This window comes from Mesorhizobium vachelliae, assembly GCF_033977325.1.
In the GTDB taxonomy this organism is placed as follows: domain Bacteria; phylum Pseudomonadota; class Alphaproteobacteria; order Rhizobiales; family Rhizobiaceae; genus Mesorhizobium; species Mesorhizobium vachelliae.
This window is the reverse complement of the sequence record NZ_JAVIIR010000006.1, coordinates 156,521-178,444: the sequence shown is the minus strand read 5'-3', so window position 1 is coordinate 178,444 and position 21,924 is coordinate 156,521. Positions and strand designations below refer to the sequence as shown.

At 60.1% G+C, this 21,924-nt stretch carries 19 protein-coding genes and 1 pseudogene; 7 read left to right on the top strand and 13 right to left on the bottom strand.

Annotated features, from left to right (window positions below; all coding sequences use genetic code 11):
• Positions 1–17 precede the first annotated feature (17 nt).
• From RFM41_RS15090 to RFM41_RS15060, 7 genes are all read right to left on the bottom strand, one after another.
• A complete protein-coding gene (locus RFM41_RS15090; protein ID WP_320249863.1) occupies positions 18–725 on the bottom strand; it encodes an META domain-containing protein in 708 nt (235 codons plus the stop codon).
• Positions 726–961: 236 nt separating this feature from the next.
• Positions 962–4,123: an efflux RND transporter permease subunit gene (locus tag RFM41_RS15085; protein WP_320249861.1), complete on the bottom strand. Its 3,162-nt coding sequence runs from the start codon at positions 4,121–4,123 to the stop codon at positions 962–964.
• Positions 4,120–5,223: an efflux RND transporter periplasmic adaptor subunit gene (locus RFM41_RS15080; protein ID WP_320249859.1), complete on the bottom strand. Its 1,104-nt coding sequence runs from the start codon at positions 5,221–5,223 to the stop codon at positions 4,120–4,122. The genes RFM41_RS15085 and RFM41_RS15080 overlap by 4 nt, the downstream gene beginning before the upstream one ends.
• 54 nt (positions 5,224–5,277) lie before the next feature.
• Positions 5,278–5,859, bottom strand: a complete 582-nt coding sequence (locus RFM41_RS15075) for an HdeD family acid-resistance protein (RefSeq protein ID WP_320249857.1) — start codon at positions 5,857–5,859, stop codon at positions 5,278–5,280.
• Positions 5,860–6,126: 267 nt separating this feature from the next.
• Positions 6,127–7,569 (bottom strand): metal-dependent hydrolase family protein, encoded by a 1,443-nt coding sequence (locus RFM41_RS15070; RefSeq protein WP_320250154.1) that lies wholly within the window; start codon positions 7,567–7,569, stop codon positions 6,127–6,129.
• A gap of 36 nt (positions 7,570–7,605) precedes the next feature.
• A complete protein-coding gene (locus RFM41_RS15065; protein ID WP_320249856.1) occupies positions 7,606–8,805 on the bottom strand; it encodes a M14 family metallopeptidase in 1,200 nt (399 codons plus the stop codon).
• Positions 8,806–9,364: 559 nt separating this feature from the next.
• The gene (locus RFM41_RS15060) at positions 9,365–10,732 is read right to left on the bottom strand and encodes a basic amino acid/polyamine antiporter (RefSeq protein WP_430708736.1); all 1,368 of its coding nucleotides are present in this window, start codon (positions 10,730–10,732) and stop codon (positions 9,365–9,367) included.
• A 314-nt stretch (positions 10,733–11,046) separates the two neighbouring features.
• On the opposite strand from RFM41_RS15060, the gene RFM41_RS15055 reads away from it, so the two are divergent.
• From RFM41_RS15055 to RFM41_RS15045, 4 genes are all read left to right on the top strand, one after another.
• Entirely contained in the window at positions 11,047–12,480 is a 1,434-nt protein-coding gene (locus tag RFM41_RS15055) for a basic amino acid/polyamine antiporter (protein ID WP_320249853.1), read from the top strand.
• Positions 12,481–12,499: 19 nt separating this feature from the next.
• Complete coding sequence (arcA, locus tag RFM41_RS15050; RefSeq protein ID WP_320249851.1) at positions 12,500–13,744, top strand: arginine deiminase; 1,245 nt, start codon at positions 12,500–12,502, stop codon at positions 13,742–13,744.
• A 242-nt stretch (positions 13,745–13,986) separates the two neighbouring features.
• On the top strand, positions 13,987–14,301 hold the full coding sequence (locus RFM41_RS34130) for a YMGG-like glycine zipper-containing protein (RefSeq protein ID WP_347344039.1): 315 nt from the start codon (positions 13,987–13,989) through the stop codon (positions 14,299–14,301).
• 151 nt (positions 14,302–14,452) lie between these two features.
• On the top strand, positions 14,453–15,481 hold the full coding sequence (locus RFM41_RS15045; protein ID WP_320249849.1) for an AI-2E family transporter: 1,029 nt from the start codon (positions 14,453–14,455) through the stop codon (positions 15,479–15,481).
• Positions 15,482–15,515: 34 nt separating this feature from the next.
• Here RFM41_RS15045 and RFM41_RS15040 read toward each other — a convergent pair whose 3' ends face one another.
• From RFM41_RS15040 to RFM41_RS15025, 4 genes are all read right to left on the bottom strand, one after another.
• Complete coding sequence (locus RFM41_RS15040) at positions 15,516–15,860, bottom strand: hypothetical protein (protein ID WP_320319273.1); 345 nt, start codon at positions 15,858–15,860, stop codon at positions 15,516–15,518.
• Between the two features lie 84 nt (positions 15,861–15,944).
• Positions 15,945–16,466, bottom strand: coding sequence for a DUF1269 domain-containing protein (locus RFM41_RS15035; RefSeq protein WP_320249846.1), 522 nt, complete (start codon positions 16,464–16,466; stop codon positions 15,945–15,947).
• 95 nt (positions 16,467–16,561) lie between these two features.
• Positions 16,562–17,287 (bottom strand): HdeD family acid-resistance protein, encoded by a 726-nt coding sequence (locus tag RFM41_RS15030; protein WP_320249844.1) that lies wholly within the window; start codon positions 17,285–17,287, stop codon positions 16,562–16,564.
• A 388-nt stretch (positions 17,288–17,675) separates the two neighbouring features.
• Positions 17,676–17,837, bottom strand: a complete 162-nt coding sequence (locus tag RFM41_RS15025) for a hypothetical protein (RefSeq protein ID WP_320249842.1) — start codon at positions 17,835–17,837, stop codon at positions 17,676–17,678.
• Between RFM41_RS15025 and RFM41_RS15020 the strand changes: the two genes are divergently transcribed.
• Positions 17,836–17,964 carry a hypothetical protein gene (locus RFM41_RS15020; protein WP_320249840.1) on the top strand — a complete coding sequence of 43 codons (129 nt, stop codon included), beginning with the start codon at positions 17,836–17,838 and terminating at the stop codon, positions 17,962–17,964. The two genes, RFM41_RS15025 and RFM41_RS15020, sit on opposite strands and share 2 nt — an antisense overlap.
• 20 nt (positions 17,965–17,984) lie before the next feature.
• Here the strand turns inward: RFM41_RS15020 and RFM41_RS15015 are convergent, their stop codons facing one another.
• Positions 17,985–18,269, bottom strand: coding sequence for a hypothetical protein (locus RFM41_RS15015; protein ID WP_320249838.1), 285 nt, complete (start codon positions 18,267–18,269; stop codon positions 17,985–17,987).
• Between the two features lie 267 nt (positions 18,270–18,536).
• A complete protein-coding gene (locus RFM41_RS15010; RefSeq protein WP_320250153.1) occupies positions 18,537–18,686 on the bottom strand; it encodes a BA14K family protein in 150 nt (49 codons plus the stop codon).
• A gap of 971 nt (positions 18,687–19,657) precedes the next feature.
• Here RFM41_RS15010 and RFM41_RS15005 point away from each other — a divergent pair.
• Together RFM41_RS15005 and RFM41_RS15000 are read left to right on the top strand one after the other, a co-directional pair.
• A complete protein-coding gene (locus RFM41_RS15005) occupies positions 19,658–21,133 on the top strand; it encodes a Do family serine endopeptidase (protein WP_320249836.1) in 1,476 nt (491 codons plus the stop codon).
• 205 nt (positions 21,134–21,338) lie between these two features.
• Positions 21,339–21,917 (top strand): annotated as a pseudogene (locus RFM41_RS15000) (enolase C-terminal domain-like protein); the annotation flags it as partial.
• Between the last annotated feature and the right edge of the window lie 7 nt (positions 21,918–21,924).

The window sequence follows — 21,924 nt, the reverse complement described above, 5'->3', positions numbered from 1 at the left end:
CTGCTGGCCGCGCCGGCTTATCTTCGTAAACTCACCAGCCTTTGACCATCCTTGTCCAACAGTTGCACGCGTCTTGTCTGTAGAGCTTCAAAACGATGGACGGACCCGAGGGCTTTCAGAAGATTGCGTTCTTGATCCATGAGCTGCTGATCGCACATCATCATGGCCGCGCCAGTTTCCGAGATCGTCAGCGCTTCTCCGGTCAAGGCGAAGTTGCCAAAGAACCGATTGCACGAACCGTTCCCATGAATGCGTCCATCCGGCTCGAAGGCAAGGGTGGGTTTCGAACCCTCGACTGTGGCTTTTTCTCGAATCTCGTCCACGAGCCAGTCTCCGTGAAGGAGGTCACCCGGCTCTCCGGCGCATCCCTCAAATTTGCGGTCTCCCAGGATGACGGTGGCGGTTTGGGGATATGGCATTCCGCTCATGGTATCGACGCAGATTCTGGCAGCAATGGTCAGCGCGAGTTGCCGGCCGTCGACCGTCGCCAGATAGGTGTCGGCGTCGCCTTGCCTTGTGGGGTGCGGAGCCGGTTGAACTGTGAAGGTCTCGCCCCCTAAGGCGTTAAAGCTGAGCGCGGTGTCCGAGATCGTGATCTGCCAGCCTGGCTCGTTGCCGCGTGCGGTCAGCGACGCAGCCGCCGCGTTGCTCGTCGCTGTAGCGCACATCGACAACACCGCAAGCGAAGCGGCCAATGGCAGGGATGGGCAGGAATCCGGGCTCACGAATGCAGCCTCCAGACGATGCGTCACTGAATTCGAAGGCCGCCCGGAAACCAGCTTCTGGCGGGGCAGCTTCGCCAGATATTGCGCCGAATGTACTTACATCCGGCCGTCAGTCTATCGCCGCGGTTCGGAGAACGAGTCCACTCGGCGAAAAATGGACGCAAAGCCAAGAATTGAGATTCCAAGAATATAAATGGCGGCGGATCATCTCGAACGCCCTTTTGCGAGGACGAACCTCAATGTGATGGTTCGATCGTATCGATGCGTTCCGCACGATCGGCCGGAAGCCGGGGCGCCAGGTACTCGGTTATTTTCTGGACGAAAAAATAGACGGAGGGGATGATCAACAGGCCAATCGTCGTAGCCGCGGCCATGCCCCCGAAGATTGTGACGCCAACAGCGCGCCGCGCCCCCGCGCCAGCGCCGGTCGACACGACAAGAGGAATGATCCCGAGGATAAAGGAAACCGCGGTCATCATGACGGCCCTGAAGCGCTGCTCGGCCCCTGTCTGCGCGGCCTCCATTATGCTTAGCCCTTCGTCGCGCCGCTCCTTGGCGAATTCCACGATCAGGATGGCATTCTTCGCTGCCAGCCCGATCAGCAGCACGATGGCGATCTGCACGTAGAGGCTGTTTTGCAACCCGAAGACTCTCAACGCCGCTATCGCGCCGAAGAGAGCCGCTCCGAGCGAAAGTATGACGATCAACGGAAGCGACCAGCTCTCGTATTGGGCGACAAGGAAGAGATAGGCAAAGAGGAACGCCAGCGCGAAGACCAGACCCTCCTGGCCACTGCCGCGGCGTTCTTGAAACGACAGGCCTGACCACTCGAAACCATAGCCGTTCGGCAAAACCTGTGCCGCTGTCTTCTCCATTGCGTCCATGGCGCCGCCGCTGCTGCTTCCAGGTGCGGTAATGGCGTTTATGGGAGCGGCGACCGACAGGTTGTAGCGCTGAATGGCGAACGGCGACAGGATCGTCGTCAACGACGCCAGATTGTTCAAGGGCACCATGGTGGCGTTCCGGCTGCGCACATGCAGGTTCAAGATGTCTTCCGCATGGGCACGGAAATCGGCATCGGCCTGCAGATTGACCTGGAACACGCGACCGTTGAGCGTAAAATCATTTACGTAGCGCGATCCGAAGGCGGCGCCGATTGTGGAATAGACGTCCGCCACGCTTACCCCGAGCGCCTCGGCACGCGTTCTGTCGACGTCGACATAGACCTGCGGGACATTGGCGCTAAAGGTGGTGGCGGCCCCGCCGAGCTCGTGCAGGTGATTGAAGGCGCCAAGCAGGGCGCCAACGACCTGCGCGATCTCGTGTGGGGGCTGTCCTTCAAGTGCCTGCAGGCGGAAGTCCAGGCCACCGACCGAGCCGATGCCGGCAATCGCCGGCGGCGCGAACACGGCGACATTCGCGCCCGGGATCTGGGAGAACTTCATCCGCAGCGCCTGCAGGATGCTGGCGAGTTGCAGTTCCCTGGACGTTCGCTCGTCCCAAGGCTTCAGCGCCGCGACAGCCATTGCGCCGCTTGGCGAACTTGTCGACTGAAGGATGCTGAATCCCGCGACTGTGATGACGTCTTGCACGCCGCCGGTGTCGGCCAGAATCTTGCGCACGTCCTCCACGATCGCTTTCGTTCGGTCGAGTGAAGCGGCATTGGGCAACTGGATGTCGACGAACAGCGCGCCCTGGTCCTCGTCGGGCAGGAAAGTCGACGGCAGCCCGGTGAAGATCAGATAGGCGGCGGCAAAACAGGCAAGCAATGCCGCCAACGGCACGTACCAATGCCGCACCAGAAAGCCGACGAGGCGTCCATAGCCGTCGCGCGTCTTGTTCATGAATGCCGTGAACCAGGCCAGCGGGCCACGCTTGAAATGGCCCGCATCGCGCCGCAGAAGCAATGCGGCCAGGGCCGGGCTCAGGGTCAATCCGACAAATGAGGAAATGACCAGCGCCGAAGACAGCGTCACGGCGAACTGCCGGTAGAGCTGGCCACCGATGCCGCCGAGAAACGCTGTCGGCGTCACCACGGCAAGCAGCACCAGGGTCGTGGATATGATCGGCCCGGTGATCTGGTACATCGCCTTGCGCGTGGCATCGGCGACCCCGATGTCCGGCTTATCCTCCAGGACATGCTTGACGTTCTCGACGACAAGGATGGCATCGTCCACCACCAGGCCGATTGCCAGCACCAGCGCCAGAAGAGAAATCATGTTCAGCGAATAGCCGGCGGCAAACAGCACCGCCAAGGCGCCGAGCATGGAAACCGGAATGGCAAGCGCCGAGATGAACGTGGCGCGCCAATCCTGCAGGAAGACGTAGGTGACCGCGAGAACAATCAGGAACGCTTCAAGCAGGGTTCGGGCCGTCAGCGAGATGCTGGCATTCACGAAGCGGGTCGCATCGTAGACGATGTGATACTGCATGCCTTTGGGAAAGCGCGACGAAAGACGCTCCAGTTCGGCGCGTACCGAGGCCGCGGTCTGGATGGCGTTGGCGCCGGGCGACTGGTTGATCTGCATCATCGCCGATGCGTGTCCGGCAAAGCTGGCGCTCGAAGCATAGCTTAGCGCGCCGAGCTCGAGCCGCGCGATATCGCGCAGGTAGACCTTGGCCCCCGACGAGCCCGTGCGCACGACGATGTCGCCGAACTCCTCGACGCTCCTCAGCCGCCCCTGCGCGACCAGCGTATATTGCAGCTCCGAGCCTTGCGCCTGAGGCGGCGCGCCCGCTTGCCCGAGCGTCGCCTGGATGTTCTGCCGCTGGATGGCGGCCGAGACATCGTCGGGCGTAAGCCCAAGCGCGTCCATGCGCTGTGGGTTGAGCCACACCCTCATCGAGTATTCCGATGCCCCGGCGACCGAAGCCTCGCCGACGCCCCGCACGCGCGATACCGCGTCGGCGACGGTCGTGGTGATGAAATTCGTGATCGCCAGCGCATCGAGGCTGTCGTCCGGCGAATAGAAAGCGATGCCAAGGATAAAATCCGGCGAGCGGGCACGCACCGACACACCTTGCTGCGCCACCGCCGCCGGCAGGCGCGAAATAGCCAGCTGGGCACGGTTCTGCACGTTGATCTGCGCCGCCTCGGGGTCGGTTCCGACTTCAAAGGTCACCGACAGCGTGTATTGGCCGGCGTTGGAGCTGGTGGACGACATGTACATCATGCGATCCACGCCATTGATGGCTGTCTCGAGGGGGCCACCGACGACGTCGGCGATGACTTCCGCGCTTGCTCCCGGATAGGAGGCCGACACCGTCACCGTTGGAGGGGTGATCTGCGGATACTGCTGTATGGGAAGGGAAAATACCGCGATCGCACCGGCGATCGAAATAATGATCGAGATAACGATCGCGAGCCGGGTGCGGGTGATGAAGAGGTCCGAGATCATTGCGTGCCCCCGGCTTCGCGCGGGGTGACCTGCTGACCATCGGAAACGCGCTGCAGCCCGTCGACGACGATCGTCTCGCCGCCATTCAATCCGCTCGTCGCTGCCCAGCGATTGTCGATGCGCGCACCGGTCGTGATAGCCTGCCTCGTCACGGTATTGTTGTCGTTGAGCACGAAGACGAATTTGCCCTGGCGGTCCTGAAGAACGGACGCCATCGGAACCATCGGCAATTCCTTGGCTTCTTCGTCGACGACGGTCAGCCGGACGAATTGGCCAGGCGCCAATATATGGTCGGGGTTGGGGAACAGCGCACGGACGGCGACGGTGCCGGTCTGCTGATTGACCTCATTATCTATGAACTGCACCCGCCCCGGCGAAGCGAACTCGGTGCCGTTGGCAAGCAACAGGCTCAAGCGAAATCCGTTCGGATCGATTTTCTGGCCGCCGGCCAGTTTCTGCCTGATGTCGACCAAAGTGCTGTCGGCGATCGAAAACGCGACGCGGATAGGATCGAGCTGCACGATGCGCGCCAATGGCCCGGAGCCGGGGCCCACGAGATTGCCACGCGTCGCCAGGGAGCGGCCGATGGTGCCGTCGATCGGAGACCTGATCTGAGCATAGGAGAGATTGAGCTCGGCTGTGTTGAGGGCTGCATTGGCGCTTTGGACATCTGCCGCGGCGACGTCGAATGCAGCCTGCGCGTCGTCCAACGTGGCCTGGGCAATGGTCCTGCGGTTGAGCAGGTCCCTGGCACGTGACAGGCTTTGTTGCGCGGCGTTGCGGGTGGCTTCGGCCCGCGCCACCTGTGCCTGGGCGGACATCACCGCCGCCGACAGTTGATCCGGCTCGATTTCGAAAAGCAGGTCGCCCTCCTTCACACGCTGTCCTTCCGAAAACCGGATCTCCTTCAACAGGCCGGAGACGCGCGCCTGAATGTCGACTGCGTCGATCGCCTCGACCTGCGCGTTGTATGTCAGCGGTGCGTTTGCCGGGCCGGACTGGACTTTCTGCACGACCACCGGCACTGGCGCCGGCTGCGCGGTCTGCGTACGTGCCGCGCCCGCGAAGCCGACCACGCCGACCAGCAGTGCGACCGCCACAATCTTTGCTCGAAAATCAAAGTTGCTTTTCATCTTGGGCCTCGCATCCCGTTCTCAAGACAAAACCTTCGCTTTGCGCACGCTCAGCGCAATGACGAGATACGCCAGCCCGGCAATCATCATTGAAAATCCGGCTACTAAGCCAGTCGGCATCTCTCTGACGATTGGCCACTTCAGCACTATGGAAAGGGCTGCAAATATGGCGACGATTCCGGAAACGGCGAACCAATACCAGCCGCTAACTTGCCTGACTTCAATGGCGATTAATAACTGAAGAATACCGTGGACGAATATTACAAACGCTATGAACAGTGATATTGCGGCCGATGCTTTTATAGGGTTGAAGTAAATCATGATGCCGCCGATGAGCTCGAAGAAGCCGGTCAGTTCCTGCCACACGAAGCCCGCCCAACTTTTGATCCAGAGAGATTGGATGACCTTGATGACGCCGACTGCCATTAGGGCCACCGCGAACACGACGTTGGATGCGAAATTGGAAACAGTGGGAACTGCGACCGAAAAAACTCCGCCCGCAAGCAGGAGGATCCCAAAGAGCAGAAACCTGCGCCACTTGCTCTGCTCGATTTCGGCCCGTTCATTTGGCGTTGCAGGCGGGTAATCCGGTTTTTCTGGCATTTCCCCGTTCCATGCAGGTTCTAAATATCGATCTCGCACCCTGCGGACAGGGAGGAAGGGAGCTGCGAGCGCTCAATGGAGAGTATCAGGAAGAAGTCTGCCGGACGGGGCGTCAGGATCCTGTCTGGTTGCCTCGCTGCGAGATTTCCCGATGACGACGGCTGCCTGGTCGAGATTTTCTCGCGGCCTTGCTTCATCAGGACCATGAGGCCGTGTCGGATTAACTGATTGCTGCGAAGTGGATGCGGCATAGTCTTCCGCTGGCTCTCAAAGGGTGCTCTTGTGAAGCCGGCCGTCCTTCATGATGACGACGAAGTTCTTGTGTGGATCCTCGATCAGCCGGATGTCGTCGAGCGGATTGCCGTCCACGACCAAGAGGTCCGCGAAAGCTCCTTCCTCGATGACGCCGAGCTTGCCCGGATAAGGGTCGCGCAGATTGGACAGTGCGAGCAGTTCGGCATTGCCGGAGGTAGCCATCTGCAGGACTTCGGCGTTCTTGTACCAGTTGGCCAAATGCGTGAGCATCATGCTCTGGCGCGGGCCCAACGCAGGCGAGAACAGCACGTCGGAGCCCCAGGCCGTCTTGATGCCGTGCTTGCGAGCGAAGGCATATATCCTGGGCGTGCCTAAGAAAAGCTGCTGGGCGCGGTCTGCGCTAGGTCCCGTCAGCGGGCCGGTGTCCTCCGCTGTCAGGAAGGGCTGGGTGCTGAGCCATGCGCCCTTCTCGGCGATCATCGCCGCCGTGTCCTCATCCATCAGATGCGCGTGCTCGATCGACTGCACCCCGGCTGCCAGAGCGCGCCGTATCGCGCGAGACGTATAGGCGTGCACAGTAACGTAGGTGTTCCAATCCTGTGCCACCTCGACGCCCGCCCGCAACTCTTCTTCGCTGAAGGTAACCACGTCCAGCGGACTGCGTGGCGACGATACGCCACCGCCGCCCACCAACTTTATCTGTGAGGCGCCTTGGAGAAGCTGCTCCCGGATCCGCATCTTCAGGTCGCCGATATCGTCGACGATGGCCGCTCCCCCAAAAAGTTCGCCTTTGCTGAGCTTGCCGCCGTCGCGCGGAATCTCGCCCGGCAGGCGAAGATCGGCGTGGCCCCCGGAGGTCGTGATCATCGCGCCGGAGGGATAGATGCGCGGGCCAGGGATCAGCCCGGTGTCGATGGCCTGCTTGAAGGAGAAGGAGGGGCCTCCCAGATCGCGTATGGTGGTGAAGCCGCGACTGAGCGTGCGATCCGCCTCGGCGGTGGACGCGGCGAAGATAATACCCGGGTCGCCGTTAAGCAGGATGTTGACGGGGACCGCGGCAAAGATCGCATGCCAGTGCGCGTCGATCAGGCCCGGCATGAGGACGCCGTTGCGGCATTTGATGACGGTGGTATCCTCCGGGGGAGGGGCATTCGTCATGTCGACTTCGGAAATCCTGCCGTCCTCCACCAGGATTTGCGCCCCGTCCTTCACTGTACCCAACTTGCCGTCGAACAGTCGGACCTCGCGAAACAGGATCTTGGAAGGAGGAGCGGCCGTCTGCGCGAAGGACGGCTTTGTCAGCACCCCGGCAATGGCAGCAGCCCCGATGCTGGAAAGAAAACTACGCCGGGAAAAGGCCTCCAGACGACGAGACGCTCGTTGAAGATCGGGATTGACACAACCGCAACCGATATTGTGGACGAGGTGACCGTATTTCGAGCCAAGCCGCAGCATCTGCTTCATTCCCTTGACCGACATTGGATTGAGAGCTCACTCAACCAGGACGTCGCCTCCCACGGGCGCTGCGCTGTCGAAGAGGAGAAACACGATCGGCGTACCTGGTTCGGCCATCGCGTCGGTGCGTCGCGCGCCAACCTCGCCGCCGCGTATCGCGGTGTACTCCGTCACGGTTTCACCAAATGCGTTCCTCTGGATGGCGACTTTCTGGCCGGCCGTGACCGCCTGGTTGAGCTCGACCAGGAGTTCCACGAAGCCGCCATGGGTGGTGATCACCGGAAACAGTCCGTCGGCGACGAAGATGCCCGAATCCTTGCTGGTCCTGCCCATCGGGCCGGGAAGAATGCCGTGATGCTTGATGACGTTCATCGTGCCTTCGACGAACAGGCCGATCATCTCGTGGTCGAAAATCCGGGGACGGCCGATCTCGGGCGTGAGCGCCGGGATCCCGGCGTCGATGAGGGCGTTAGCGAGGAGCCCGGGATACGCCTGATTGTCGAAGATCTGCCTGATGGGATACAGTTCCGCCATCGCCCGCACCTCCGGCAACTCCATGCGCGCGAGATGGAATGACGTCGCGTCCATGCCGGTCCCGGCCGTGTGAAAATCAAGTCCGTAATCGAGATTGGGCTTCAGCAGCCTGTTGAAGATCAGGCCCGCATGCCGCACTGGCGCGTCGGGGGCGTCCTCGTTGCCGGGGAACAGGCGATTGATGTCGATGAGGTCGATACCGCGTCCGGAATTCGGCCATCGCCGCGCCATGTTCTCGATCGCCGGACGCGAGACGTCGAACACGGCCATCACGGTTCCCGACATGGCGGTCGGGTCGAGCGCGTTCATTACCGATTGGACCGCGTGTATCGAGCTCATTTCGTCGCCGTGCACGCCGCTGATCAACCCCAGCCGTTTGCCCGGAGAAGCACCTTTCGCCACCGTGACGGCTACGTACCAGGGTTGGCCGCCCGGCATCGCCACGCCCTGGAAATAAAAGCTATGCTTCTTGCCGGACTCGAGATCGGATACGTCCAGTGCGCTGATCACCCGTTTGCCGTCGACGACGTCGCCAGTGAAGACGGTTCCTTTTTTGGCGGCGGCTGCAGCGTCTGCCGGCGCCGCGACCGTGCCGGCTTGCGTCGCCGATGCCGCCATCAATGTAGCGGCGCCCCCGACGGTGGCCACGGAAGCGAGCATAAAATCGCGGCGATCCAGCCTTTCGTTGCTTCCAGTCGTCATCGTCGCGATCCTCGGCGCGTGGTCCTCAATCATTCAACGGATCGGTTCCAGGGCGCTGGAGGCTATGCCTCTTGGCGCCGGTAGAAGCCGTCCCTGTCAGCGTCCACGAGAATCAGACGGCCGGCATTCGCCGCGTCACGGAAGATGCCGAAATTCCGATCCAGCGGGGTTTTTTACGCCGCAAACTCCGACCTCAAATCTTGCCGGCGGAGGGCTGCTTCGGATGGGGATTATTCCTGGATCTCCGATGATCGCGCCTGATGAAGCGAGCTCATTTCGCGTCCGCTTCGTTTGAAATGAACCATGTCCGGGCGTTAGTCCACGCCCTGTTTCAGTATGCGGGGCCGGCGGATCAAGAAAGGGACGTATTGCCAAGAGCCGGGATAATCGGCACAAAAGAGAAGAGGCAAATTTACCGCGTGATCTCAAATCTTACAGCAACCGAATGTCACGTAAGTTCATTAGATCATCAGATGCGCGACCAATATTGTTAACGTCAATGATGAACCGGCATTCTCTTGTGCGACCTTTGGCGAGCCATCGGGGCGAATGGCGCGGCCTAGAAAACAAGAAGGCTGGTGGCAATGCCGTAGATCGCGGCGATTGCGCCAAGTGCGACAACGAAGAACACCACCTTTTCAGCAGGCATGAACGTCTCTTGCCCTTGCTCCCTTCTCGCCATGAAAAACAGGATGGTGCTTGGCCCGTAAAGCGCGGCTGAGAGCAGCAGATGCTTGGTGCCGGCGGCCAGGATGAGGCCAGCCGTGTAGACCAGTGCTATCGCCGCTATCGCAAAGTCGGCACGACGGGACGAGGTGTCGTTCTCATAGCTTTCGCCGCTCCAGGTAAGTTTGAATCCGTAAGCTGCGACGAGGAAGTAGGGGACCAGGATCATGGAGCTCGTCAACTCCAGAGCCAACCTGAAGGCGGATTGGGTAAATAGCGTGAGGATCAGGAAGGCCTGGACGAGGGCATTTGTGAGCCAAAGGGCGTTCGAGGGTACGCCGCTTTTGTTTTCATGAGCGAGAAAGCGCGGCATGGTCTCGTGATGGGACGCCGTGAACAGGATCTCGGCGGCCAGCAGCACCCAGGACAGATAGGCGCCCGCGACGGAAATCAGCAGCCCGAAACTGACGAACTTGGTGCCCCAAGGTCCGACCACGCTCTCTAGAACTCCGGCCATGGACGGATTGCGCAGCGCCGCCAGATCCGGGCGCAGCATAACGCCGTAAGACAGGATTGTAACCAGCACGAGCAGGCAGAGCACTCCGAGAAAACCAAGGAGCGTCGCCAGTCCGACGTCGTGTCGATTGCGGGCATAGCGCGAATAGACGCTTGCTCCCTCTATCCCGACGAAGACGAACACAGTGACCAGCATCGTGCCCCGGACCTGACCTGCGATGCTTCGGAAACTGATTTCGGTTCCGCCCCAGAAGTTCGCCGCGAAAACGTCGGTTTTGAAACCGTAGGCGACGAAGACGATAAACAGGAATATCGGAACGATCTTGGCGAAGGTGACGATCGTGTTGATGGCCGCTGCTTCCCTGACGCCGCGCAGGATCAGCGAGTGCACGATCCACAGGAGCGCGGAGGAGACCGCAACAGCGGTCACCGTATTGCCGTCGCCGAAGACCGGAAAGAAAAGACCCAACGTCGACTTTATCAGCACGAAATACGAGACGTTGCCGAGCACGGCGGCCGACCAGTAGCCGACCGCCGAGAGGAAACCGAGATAGTTGCCGAAGCCGGCTTTGGCGTAGGCATATATGCCGGCGTCAAGTTCCGGCTTGCGCAGCGAGAGAGATTGGAACACGAAGGCCAGCATCAGCATGCCGACGCCGGCAATGCCCCAGGCAATCATGGCGCCGAACGGACCGGTTTCGCGGGCGAAGGTCTGCGGCAACGAGAAGATACCGGCGCCGACCATCGATCCGACGACCATCGCCGACAGGGTCCAGACTGAAAATCCCTGCTGTAAGGACGTCTTAGCCGTTTCGGTTGTCTGCAATTGCATTGGATATGGCGGGCCGGATAGTCTTTCTAATGCCAGTGCAATCTATCCCGTCTTCTATGTTCGCACGATTGGCCAAGAATCCCAACAATACACCCGACGTCCCAAACGTCGCCCGCGGGTCGTTTCACCTGTTGCCCCTTCGGGGATTTGCTGCTTGTGATCAGGGCAGACGCATGCCGACAGACTTCTGATCGCGAACTCAAGTTCGCACAATCACGGAGGGGACTATGGCTTCAAGCGACAATCAGAAGCTGTCGTTGTTTGCGCTTACGTCCATGGTCGTGGGATCGATGGTCGGCGCGGGGATTTTCAACCTGCCTGGTCGCTTTGGCACCGCCACCGGTCCGTTCGGCGCCATAATTGCCTGGGCCATCGCCGGGACGGGCATGTATATGCTGGCCCGGGTGTTCCAGGCCCTCGCCGAGAAGAGGCCCGACATCGATGCCGGCGTCTTCGCCTACGCCAAGGCGGGCTTCGGCAACTACATGGGCTTCCTTTCCGCTTTCGGCTACTGGCTGGGAAGCTGCCTGGGCAACGTATTCTACTGGGTGCTCATCGGCTCGACACTTGGCCGCTTCTTCCCCGGCATCTTCGGCGATGGAAGCAGCGCCACGGCAATCATCGTATCCCTGATCGGCATCTGGGTGTTCCATTTCCTGATCTTGCGCGGGGTCGAGCAGGCCGCCTACATCAACACCATCGTCACCATCGCCAAGGTCGTGCCGATCATCGTCTTCATCCTGATATTGGCCTTCGCCTTCAACCACACGCAATTTTCGGCGAACTTCTTCGGCGGCGTCGACATGCCGGCAAAGCCGTTGCTGGCGCAGGTGCGCGACACCATGCTGATCACGGTGTTCGTCTTCATCGGGATCGAGGGGGCAAGCGTCTATTCGCGCTTCGCCAAGGAGCGCTCGGATGTCGGCACCGCGACGATACTGGGCTTTGTCGGCGTCACCGGCCTGATGGTGGCGGTGACGCTGCTGCCCTACGCGGCCATGCCGCGGGCTTCGATCGCCGGCGTCCAGCAGCCTTCGCTCGCAGGCGTCCTCGAGCTCGTCGTGGGACATTGGGGTGCCGTGTTCATTTCCATCGGCGTGCTGGTGTCGGTCCTGGGAGCATACCTCGCCTGGTCGTTGATCTGCGCGGAAGTGCTCTTCGCGGCTGCCAAGTCCGATGACATGCCGAGGATATTCGCCAGGCAGAACGGCAACAGGGTTCCTGCCAATGCTCTGTGGTTGACCAACATTGTCGTCTCTCTCTTCGTGATCTCGACCTACTGGTCGCGCGACGCGTTCAACTTCATGCTGGACATGACCAGCGTCACGGCGCTGCTGCCCTACCTGCTTGTCGCCGGCTACGGAATCCTGCTCGCGCGACGCGGCGAGGGCTATGAAAGCACGCCCAGGGAACGCACCCCTCACCAGATATTCGGATGGCTAGCCTGCATCTACACCGTCTTCATGTTTGTCGCGGCCGGGCTCAAATATGTCCTCTTGGTCGCGGTTCTCTTCGTGCCCGGAACGATCCTCTACGTCTGGGCGCGGCGCGAGCAGAAATTGCCGCTCTTTACCCGTGTTGAAGTCGCCGTCTTCGCCGTAACGCTCATCGCAGGTTTGATCGGAGCCTACGGCCTCCTGACGGGAAGCATCACACCTTGAACAGAAAGGCTTTACGGTCATGACAGGAGAAACCACCTTTGGCGTGCACTCCGAGGTAGGCCAGTTGCGCAAGGTCATGGTCTGTGCGCCTGGGCGCGCTCACCAGCGACTGACGCCAAGCAATTGCGATGCCCTGCTGTTCGACGACGTGCTGTGGGTCGATGTTGCCAAGCGTGACCATTTCGACTTCATCACCAAGATGCGGGATCGGGGCATAGAAGTGGTCGAAATGCACAACCTGCTGGCCGAGACGGTGGCCAACCCCGACGCAAAGAAGTGGATACTCGATCACCAGGTCGTGCCAAATCAGATCGGCCTGGGACTGATTGACGAAGTCCGGTCCTATCTCGAGGGGCTCTCCAATCGCGATCTCGCCGAAACGTTGATCGGCGGACTCTCCACCTATGAATTCCCAGAGGCTGTCGGAGGGGAGCAACTGGCTCTGATCCGCGACGCCGCCGGCGTCAACGAATATCTGCTTCCGCCTCTGCCCAACACGCTCTACACACGCGATACCACTTGTTGGATCTATGGCGGGGTGACGCTCAACTCGCTCTATTGGCCGGCGCGCCACGAGGAGACCATCCTCACGACTTCGATCTACAAATTCCACCCGGACTTCGCCGGCAAGGTCAATGTCTGGTGGGGAGACCCGACGCATGATTGGGGACTTGCCACGTTCGAGGGGGGCGATGTCATGCCCATCGGCAACGGCAATGTGCTGATCGGCATGAGCGAGCGCACTTCGCGGCAAGCAATCAGCCAGGTTGCGGCTTCCCTGTTTGAAAAAGGCGCGGCAGAACGTGTGATCGTGGCGGCCATGCCCAAGCTGCGAGCGGCGATGCATCTCGACACGGTGATCACGTTCGCCGACCGCGATTGTGTCCTCATCTATCCAGATATCGTCGACAGCATTGATGCGTTCTCTTATCGCCCGGACGGGAAGGGGGGCGTGGAGCTGCACAAGGACAAGGCCGGCTTCGTCGACACCGTGCGCGACGCCCTTGGCCTCAAGAAGATGCGAGTCGTGCAGACCGGCGGCAACGACTACATGCGCGAGCGCACCCAGTGGGACAGCGGCGCCAACCTGGTTTGCGCCTCGCCTGGTGTCGTTTTCGCCTACGACCGCAACACCTACACAAATACGCTGCTGCGCAAGGAAGGGATCGAAGTCATCACGATTTCAGGCGCGGAGCTCGGCCGTGGCCGAGGCGGGGGTCATTGCATGACCTGTCCAATCATCCGTGATGCGGTCGATTATTGATAGCAATCTGGCCGCGCTCGTCATAGGCGGCTGGTCGACCCCCAAACAGTCTGAAGGCCATCGCTGTCGGATGGCCTTCAGCGTCGCGTAAAAACCGTCTGCCCAGAGTTGTTCCAAGAGCCTTTGAGTGACTCCGAATCCTTTAGGGACAATCGGCACATTGCTTGGACGGAATGCTCGTTGTACGCCCGAAATAAATAATAAAATATCTGGATGCTCATCATGTATGCGAGCAGATGTAAATGTATCCAGGAGATAAGAACATGAGAAATATAATACTTTTGTCTGCTTTGGCTTTGATGGCTGCAGGTTGTACTGCCGCCGAACAGCGAACAACAGGCACCGCGTTGGTAGGAGCCGGAACAGGGGCGCTCATCGGCGGCCTTGCAAACGGCAATCGAGGTGCCCTTGTGGGCGCGGCGGTCGGTGGCGGTACAGGCGCTGTCGTCGGCGCTGCAACGGCACCGCGCGGGCATCATCGCGAGTGCTGGGTTCGTGACCGCTGGGGCCACAAGATTCGCGACCACCGCGGTCGACCCATCAGAGAACGTTGCTAGCCGCGATACACGAGATCAGCCCTATTCAGGATGAATCGAACTGGTTGGGCAATACCAATGAACATTGGTCGGGGGGCGGCAAGTCAGTTCCCGGACCAATGTCGGAGTTATGTTTGTAACGTCATTCAGGTGGCCCGGAACAGACCACACCATGGCAAAGCGAACGCTTTTTGCGCCTACCTGTATTCTGGCGGTTATCGCCACCATATGGGCGCTGCAGGCCGCCGCCTCAATTTTCGCGCCGGTCGTGTGCGCTCTTTTCCTCATCGCGCTGGTATGGCCGCTGCAGCGCAACCTGCAGCGCTTTCTTCCAAAGCTGATCGCACTAGCGATGGTGGTCTGTGTCGTCGTGCTGGCATTCTTCGCCTTTGCATCGATCGCCAGTTGGGGCTTCGGCCGAATCGGCCGGTCGGTTCTCGCCGACAGCGCCCGCTTTCAAGGGCTCTACAGTCAGCTCGCCGGGTGGTTGGAAGGTCACGGTGTCGTGGTGGCCGGCGCTTGGGCCGAGCATTTCAATGTCGGCTGGTTCGTCCGGATAGCTCAGGGCGTGACCGCAAGGTTGAATACCGTGATCTCGTTCTGGATCGTTGTCGTCGTTTATGTGCTTCTGGGTCTTCTCGATGCTGAAGCGGCGGCTCGCAACGCTCGCGCAGCGTTGAGTGTTCAGGCGGCAGACGCACTGATCAATGGCAGCAGTCAGACGGCGTCGAAATGGCGACGTTACATGCTGGTTCGGACATTGATGAGCCTTGCAACAGGTTCGATGGTCTGGGCGCTGTCGGCGGCTTTCGGACTACGATTTGCTGCCGAGTGGGGCGTTATCGCCTTCACCTTGAACTATATTCCGTTCATCGGGCCATTTGTCGCGACATTCCTGCCAACCCTGTATGCGCTAGCACAGTTCGGATCGCCACAAGCCGCCGTCTCGATTTTTGCCTGCCTCAACATCATTCAGTTCGTCATCGGCAGCTACATAGAGCCGCGGGTTGCCGGTTACGTGTTGGCGATGTCGCCTTTCGTGGTGCTGTTTTCGGTTTTCTTCTGGTCGTTTCTTTGGGGGGTGTTCGGCGCGTTCATAGGTGTGCCCATCACCATCGCGCTGGTTACATATTGCTCGCAATCGTCGTCGACCCTTTGGATCGCCCAATTGCTTGGGTCTGCCGATCGGCGGAACGCTTGATGGCCGCCGGGAGTGCGATTGGGCGCGCACCTAGCTAGCGGCGTCCGGATCCCACGCTCCGGATCAGGCCGATGATACAGACCGACAGGATGCCGCCAAGAAGGCCGGCAATGCCGACACCGACCAGCACGCCGGGCGTGAGGCTGCCGACACCACGAGCGGTGGCATCGACAGCACTCTCCACGTTGCCGACGAAATTTGCCAGGGCGGGAATCTGACCGGCCAGCTGTGTCAGGGCCAGCCCTCCCACGACGCCAGCCGCCGCGACAGATTTCCAGCCCAGTGCAGCCATCCGCCAAAACCAGGCCGTGGCGAAAGCTCCGCCCGCCCCGCAGAGAGCTTCGATCAAAAGCGGGACCGCTGTCTCAAGGCCGGACATGCTTGCATCGCCCACCTGCTCTCTGGCCATCCATCGCCCTACCGACCAGCAGATTTCCGGTTCTGGATGTTTCGGCGACCGCTGTCAGGTGGTCGGGGCGGCGCCTTGGTCGGCCGTCGCCGTCGCGCGTTGCAACGCATCGCGCAGGACCTGCTCTTTCGTCTCATCCAGCGACGTCTTAAGCACCACACCGCCAAAGGCCTGGATTTCCTTGAGCACCTTGTCCGCCGTCATCTGATGCGCAAGCACGAACAGGGCAGCGTCCCCCGGCTGGATGCTGGCTGACAGATCGCGCATGAACGCATCGTTGATACCCACATCCGTTAAGGCGCCGCCAAGGGCTCCCGAAGTGGCGCCCACAGCAAGCCCGATAAGCGGATTGAGAAAGAGAACACCAATGAGCAAGCCCCAGAAGCTACCGGATATGGCGCCTGCCGCTGTCGTATTCACAAGTTGATTGAGCTTTATCGCGCCCGCTTGGGTCTTGGTGGCAATAACAGCGTCACCAAGTTTAATGATGTATTCTTTTTGAAGCCCTATGAGGCGTTGACGTACCTCTTCGGCCTTGGCCTCGTTCGGATAGACGATGACGATCAGATCGGACATGGGAACTCCTAGGCTAAGACTTCTTCAAGGGCACGTAATACACATCCTCGAAGGTGAAAGATTGAGCCGGAAATCCGAATAGTGTGCAGCACGTCTCATTTTGCTCGCCTGTCGGACTGGCAATCCCGTGGTTTCGACATTGGTGGTCGACCGCTTCGTCGGTTGCGCCCGGCCCAGTCGCGACGAACTCTCGTCCGGGCCGCCCGAGCTTCCCCATGCGAAAGCCGGCCGCTCTTGAAGACCATCGCGGCGCCGGCCACGGTGAAGATGGCTGGATCACCGGGGAGTATCCGTTGACCGCAAGCCTGTAACGAGCCAGCCCAGGCGTGAAGGATCAGGTCGATACCCACGAACGCCCCAATCACCCAAACGCCGGTCGATGGCCATCCGATGAGGATCAAGAAGCCAGCCGCCAGACCGAACAGGCCGGAGACAAGCATCATCCATCGGTCGGTGGACAGATAGCGCAGGCCCAAAGATATTCTTCCCAGCCCGGATATCATCAGCACGACACCGAGCAGCCATATGAGGATCATGGATCCCAGCGCCGGCAAGCTGATAAGCAGGAAGCCAAAAATGACGTAGAGAATTCCGAGCGTCGTTTGCCAGAGAAAACCGCGCCATCCGCCGGCCCAGATGGCAAGGGCAATCTCGACAAAGCCAGCGCATATGATGGCAATACCCAAGACGAGCGCGCTGATGATCGTCGCCAGCGCCAGATCGCCCAACACGAAGACCCCTGCGAGGATAAGGATGATTCCGATCGCCGCGTTCGTCCATGCAGACCGTCTCGGCTGCTGAGCCTCCGACAACTGTGCCATTCCCTTGCCTCCTGCCGGAGTCATCTACGAATGCGATGGAAGTCCACCACGCGGCCAGTGCGAGCATTCAGGACTATCTCGAAAGTGCTGCCGCCAATGCGACGCGCGTGATAAACAAAATTCCGTCCTCTGCAGTCCACGCGACGCACGTCCCTGAAGCCCCTTCGCTGGATCAATCGCTGGCCCTGGGCGCAAGTAATCGCGCGGCCGTTGTTAAGATTTGATCCGATATTTATGTTTACGGTCACGGCTTCGGCCGACGACACAGCAGCAAGAGGTATGCCAAGGCCGATCACAGCGCCCAACAGGGCAGCTAGTGCATATCTTCGCATATCTTTCATCCTCTTTGGTGACCTGAAGTCGACATCAGGCGCACGCAAGCACGTTGTCAATAAGTCTGCATGGCGGCTCCGTTATTTCGAGACACAATGCCTAGTTCTTGGATTCTTTGCATTTCAGGCACTGCCATCTGAGCGCGTGCGTTTTCGGTGTTATTGTGGAAGCGCATCTCTTGCGATTGACCGGTGGTTTGACGGATGGAGATCGCCATGGGTGCATTGTTCCTGCCGCCGGCCGCGCCGGGGCAGCAGGCGTTCAGAACCACTGAAATGCACGAGGAGCCAACGCCTGTCTGGTATCTTGAAAGCTGCGATGAAGTGCGCGGCCGAACTGAATAGTCTTTATCGAGGTGAGGGGCTCAACCGCCGACGCATGGAGACGGCGCGGCTCGGCCAACGCCCCACGACAGTCGTCCCTGTACGATGGTCAGCGTCCACTGGCCGTTCGAATATGTCGTTCCTTCCGGCCCCTTGGAGGGCAGATCGACTTCAGCCGCGTCGTTGACGGATACAGAAGCGCGATCACCGAGGAGGCGCACCGCCAGACGCGTGCCGTCTTGGCATTTGTATTTACTGACGGGATAGGGATTGCCCACGCCGATCGAGGTACCAAACGCGGAATACTGGAAGCTTGCAATCATCATGGTGCCAACTGCCGCGATCGATAGATTTTTTAGCACAATAGGCCCCCAGCTGGCGCATCGGCGTGGACGAAACAGGGAACCTGTTTCAACTGATCGGTAAACGTCTTCGCGGAATGCCGTCCGAACAGGCGGGACACTTCCGGCCAGCTCACGCCAATGGCTTTGCCGGCCTCCGCCAGGGTCGGCTTGTGCCCTCGTGCAGGTTTGAATTCAGCCGTTGCAGCAAATCCCAGTGGGCTCTCCAGGACCAGGGAGTCCAGAGGTCGCTCAGAAGGGCGATATGCACTGCCGGCGTGGACCATTATAGGGCTGCCAGCTATTGTCCGAGACCCGATAAGAGCGGTAGCGCTGTGAGCACCAGTTCACATGGTTATTCCAAGCGCTATGATTGTGCTGGCGGGCAGCCGAGACCGCCATTCCGCCGAGCAACATTCCGCCAATGAGGCCCGCGGCGACGGCGCCGCTATTGTTCCTTGAATGCCGGTGATGACGTGGGGGACGGGAGGGCCGATGATGGGGTGGTCTATGGTGCGGGCGCCGTACACCATGTCCCGGTCGATGGCGAGGAGGTCTCCTTAGGTCGACGTTCGTGACCGTATCGGAAACCGACAGCCTTAGAGCTCCGACGGGCATTGCCCAGGTGGGTGCTGCCATGCTTGCGATGATCGCGGCGACGATGATGCGCTTCACAGGTTTCTCCGTAAACTTCGTCCCCCGTACGACCTGCTGCTGCGGGCCAGATAAAATTCAAGTAATGTTAAGGCAGCACCTCGTTTCTTGAAATATGCCGTGAATCCCAAACGTGGATCGAGCGTTTATTTCTTGCTTCCGGAACAAGTGGGACTGGTTGAACAGCATGTCTCCCCGCCGATGACGCATGTCGCGGCGGGCGCCAACAGTGTTCCTCTAGGCGATAATCATTCCCCGTCCTCACCCTGCGGAAAATCACGGTCTGGAGCGGTCCCTTGGCGTCCCGGCGACAAAGGCGCGCTCAATGCCATGCGTGCCACCTTCAAGTGGCCTGCCATGCAATCAACATACAGAGGGCTCGCGATGAAATTCGATCTGAAATCGCCGCCACGCAATCCCCGACCCAACGTAGCGTAAATTCCGAATAAATCGGAAGGCACATTCACCTTTTCCGGTCTCGATTTCGATTTTCGTGACATCGCAAATCCGTCCAATTCAATGTCACAGAATTTAACATCACTCGACTATACAAGTTACAAATTCGCAATTTTCGAGAAACGCACGATACCTGTATGAATATTAATACTGAGATAGAAAATGACAAAAATTTCATGAAATGGAAATGACGCCGTAATGTTGGTTCTTTTAGCCATCCCAGCAAGGATGCTCAGTGCATCTCACTCAAAAGGATGGAGCCCATGAATATTGTCCCCAATTCGTATTCCAGGACGCGTCGGAGCCTGGTGGCGGCTGTAGCGTCACTGACCGCTGTAGGTGCTGTCGGTGTCGGCGCTGTTGTCTGCGGTACTGCGCCAGTGCTGGCCGACGCAGTGCATGTCCAGGCGCCGCAGATGCCGAGCTTCGCCGATGTCGTCGAGCAGGTTTCGCCGGCAGTCGTCAGCGTCAAGGTCAAGTCCACGGTCCAGCCGACGGCCGACGACGGCTCCGACGGTCAGGACGGCTTCGACAACCTGCCCGACAACCAGCAGCAGCCCGGCTTCAAACATGGAGACGGCAAGCCGCGCCCGGTGGCGCAAGGTTCAGGCTTTTTCATCTCGGAGGACGGATATCTCGTCACCAACAATCACGTGGTCTCGGAAGGCTCGTCCTTCACCGTCGTCACCAATGACGGCAAGGAACTCGACGCCAAGCTGATCGGCACCGATCCGCGCACCGACCTGGCCGTGCTGAAGGTCGATGGCGGCAACAAGTTCACCTATGTCGACTTCGCCGACGATTCCAAGATCCGCATCGGCGACTGGGTGGTTGCCGTCGGCAACCCGTTCGGCCTCGGCGGCACCGTCACTTCCGGCATCGTCTCGGCTCGCGGCCGTGACATCGGCGCCGGCCCCTATGACGACTTCATCCAGATCGATGCTCCGGTCAATCATGGCAATTCGGGTGGCCCGACTTTCAATCTCAATGGCCAGGTGATCGGTATCAACACCGCCATCTTCTCGCCGTCGGGCGGTAGTGTCGGCATTGGCTTCGACATCCCGGCCTCGACCGCCAAGCTGGTCGTGAAAGACCTGATGAAGGAAGGCTCCATCAAACGAGGTTGGCTCGGCGTCCAGATCCAGCCGCTCACCGCTGAAATTGCTGAATCGCTTGGTCTGAAATCCGACAAGGGCGTACTGGTTTCGAACGCTCAGGACGCTGCTCCCGGCAAGAAGGCAGGCATCGTCGCCGGTGACGTCATCACCCAGGTCGACGGTAAGGATGTCGCCTCGCCCAAGGACCTCGCCCGCACGATCGGCGCCTATGCGCCGGGCAAGTCGGTCGATCTTGCCGTATGGCGCGATGGCAAGAGCCAGACGATCAAGGTCAATCTCGGCACCCTGCCGTCCAGCGACAAGCAGGCCTCCAGCGATGACGGCAAGCAGGCCGCGCCTGCCAAGGTCGACGCATTGGCCGATCTTGGCCTGACCATCGCCAAATCAGACGATGGCAAAGGACTGATTGTCACCGATGTGGATCCCAACAGCGATGCTGCCGATCGGGGCATTCAGCCGGGCGATGTCATCACCGCCATCAACTCGGCCAAGGTGAGCAATGCCGACGATGTCTCCAAGGCGATGACCGATGCCGCCAAGGCCGGCCGCAAGGCCGTGCTGATGCAGATCACCCGCGACGACTCGAGCCGGTTCGTCGCGCTGCCCGTGGGCAAGGCCTGACAGAAGGCAGTTCGCAGCCTAGTGCGTTTCACCGTTCCGCGGAAACGGTGAAACGCACTATCTCCGAGCTTGCACCAGTGTGCCAGCGAGAATTGCCATCCTGCTCTATCTCGTCGGGCTTCCTAAAGCGCGTCGCTCGTCTCCGGTCGAGGTGAAGGTCGGGATGCGGTCGCGCTGCTTGCCGCCGAGCAGCTCGTTGACCGGCATGCCCTGCGGCCCCGGCTGGATGCTGCCCGATGCGATCAGGTTCGCCCGCGCGGTCGAGAAGTACAATTTGATGTGGCTCGAGGACATGCTGACCGGCGACTATGTGCCGTGGGTCAATCCGCAGGCCTATCGCGAGCTCACCACTTCCACCTCGACGCCGATCCATACCGGCGAGCAGATCTACCTGCGGCACAATTTCAAGGAGCTGATCGAGATGCAGGCGGTGCGTGTCATCGGCCCCGATCCAGCCGATATCGGCGGCATTGCCGAGCTCAAATGGGTCGCGGAGCACGCCTATATGCACTCGATCCTGATGGCGCCGCACGGCACGGCGAACGGCCTGCTCGGCCTCGGCGCGCTGATCAATGTCTGCGCCACCTTGCCCGCCAACTACATCGCCTTCGAATATCCGAGCGCCTCCGACCCCTGGTGGGAGGACATTGTCATCGGCCTGCCGAAGCAGATCGTGAAGGACAGCATGGTGGACCTGCTGGAAGCGCCGGGGCTCGGCCTCGATATCGATGCCGAAGCAGCCCGGAAGCATCTCAAGGAAGAGGATACGGGCTTCTTCGACTGAACCTTGC

What these genes read in the sequence shown, in the direction of transcription:
- RFM41_RS15060 (WP_430708736.1), bottom strand. Translation starts at nt 10,732, where the DNA reads ATGGTCGGCGCCGGTATCTTCTCGTTGCCGCAGACCTTCGCCCGCGAA.
- RFM41_RS15085 (WP_320249861.1), bottom strand. Translation starts at nt 4,123, where the DNA reads ATGATCTCGGACCTCTTCATCACCCGCACCCGGCTCGCGATCGTTATC.
- RFM41_RS15025 (WP_320249842.1), bottom strand. Translation starts at nt 17,837, where the DNA reads ATGGCGATCTCCATCCGTCAAACCACCGGTCAATCGCAAGAGATGCGC.
- RFM41_RS15005 (WP_320249836.1), top strand. Translation starts at nt 19,658, where the DNA reads ATGAATATTGTCCCCAATTCGTATTCCAGGACGCGTCGGAGCCTGGTG.
- RFM41_RS15065 (WP_320249856.1), bottom strand. Translation starts at nt 8,805, where the DNA reads ATGACGACTGGAAGCAACGAAAGGCTGGATCGCCGCGATTTTATGCTC.
- RFM41_RS15020 (WP_320249840.1), top strand. Translation starts at nt 17,836, where the DNA reads ATGGGTGCATTGTTCCTGCCGCCGGCCGCGCCGGGGCAGCAGGCGTTC.
- RFM41_RS15055 (WP_320249853.1), top strand. Translation starts at nt 11,047, where the DNA reads ATGGCTTCAAGCGACAATCAGAAGCTGTCGTTGTTTGCGCTTACGTCC.
- RFM41_RS15030 (WP_320249844.1), bottom strand. Translation starts at nt 17,287, where the DNA reads ATGGCACAGTTGTCGGAGGCTCAGCAGCCGAGACGGTCTGCATGGACG.
- RFM41_RS15075 (WP_320249857.1), bottom strand. Translation starts at nt 5,859, where the DNA reads ATGCCAGAAAAACCGGATTACCCGCCTGCAACGCCAAATGAACGGGCC.
- RFM41_RS15040 (WP_320319273.1), bottom strand. Translation starts at nt 15,860, where the DNA reads ATGTCCGGCCTTGAGACAGCGGTCCCGCTTTTGATCGAAGCTCTCTGC.
- RFM41_RS34130 (WP_347344039.1), top strand. Translation starts at nt 13,987, where the DNA reads ATGTATCCAGGAGATAAGAACATGAGAAATATAATACTTTTGTCTGCT.
- RFM41_RS15010 (WP_320250153.1), bottom strand. Translation starts at nt 18,686, where the DNA reads ATGGCGGTCTCGGCTGCCCGCCAGCACAATCATAGCGCTTGGAATAAC.
- RFM41_RS15070 (WP_320250154.1), bottom strand. Translation starts at nt 7,569, where the DNA reads ATGCTGCGGCTTGGCTCGAAATACGGTCACCTCGTCCACAATATCGGT.
- arcA (WP_320249851.1), top strand. Translation starts at nt 12,500, where the DNA reads ATGACAGGAGAAACCACCTTTGGCGTGCACTCCGAGGTAGGCCAGTTG.
- RFM41_RS15015 (WP_320249838.1), bottom strand. Translation starts at nt 18,269, where the DNA reads ATGATGATTGCAAGCTTCCAGTATTCCGCGTTTGGTACCTCGATCGGC.
- RFM41_RS15035 (WP_320249846.1), bottom strand. Translation starts at nt 16,466, where the DNA reads ATGTCCGATCTGATCGTCATCGTCTATCCGAACGAGGCCAAGGCCGAA.
- RFM41_RS15045 (WP_320249849.1), top strand. Translation starts at nt 14,453, where the DNA reads ATGGCAAAGCGAACGCTTTTTGCGCCTACCTGTATTCTGGCGGTTATC.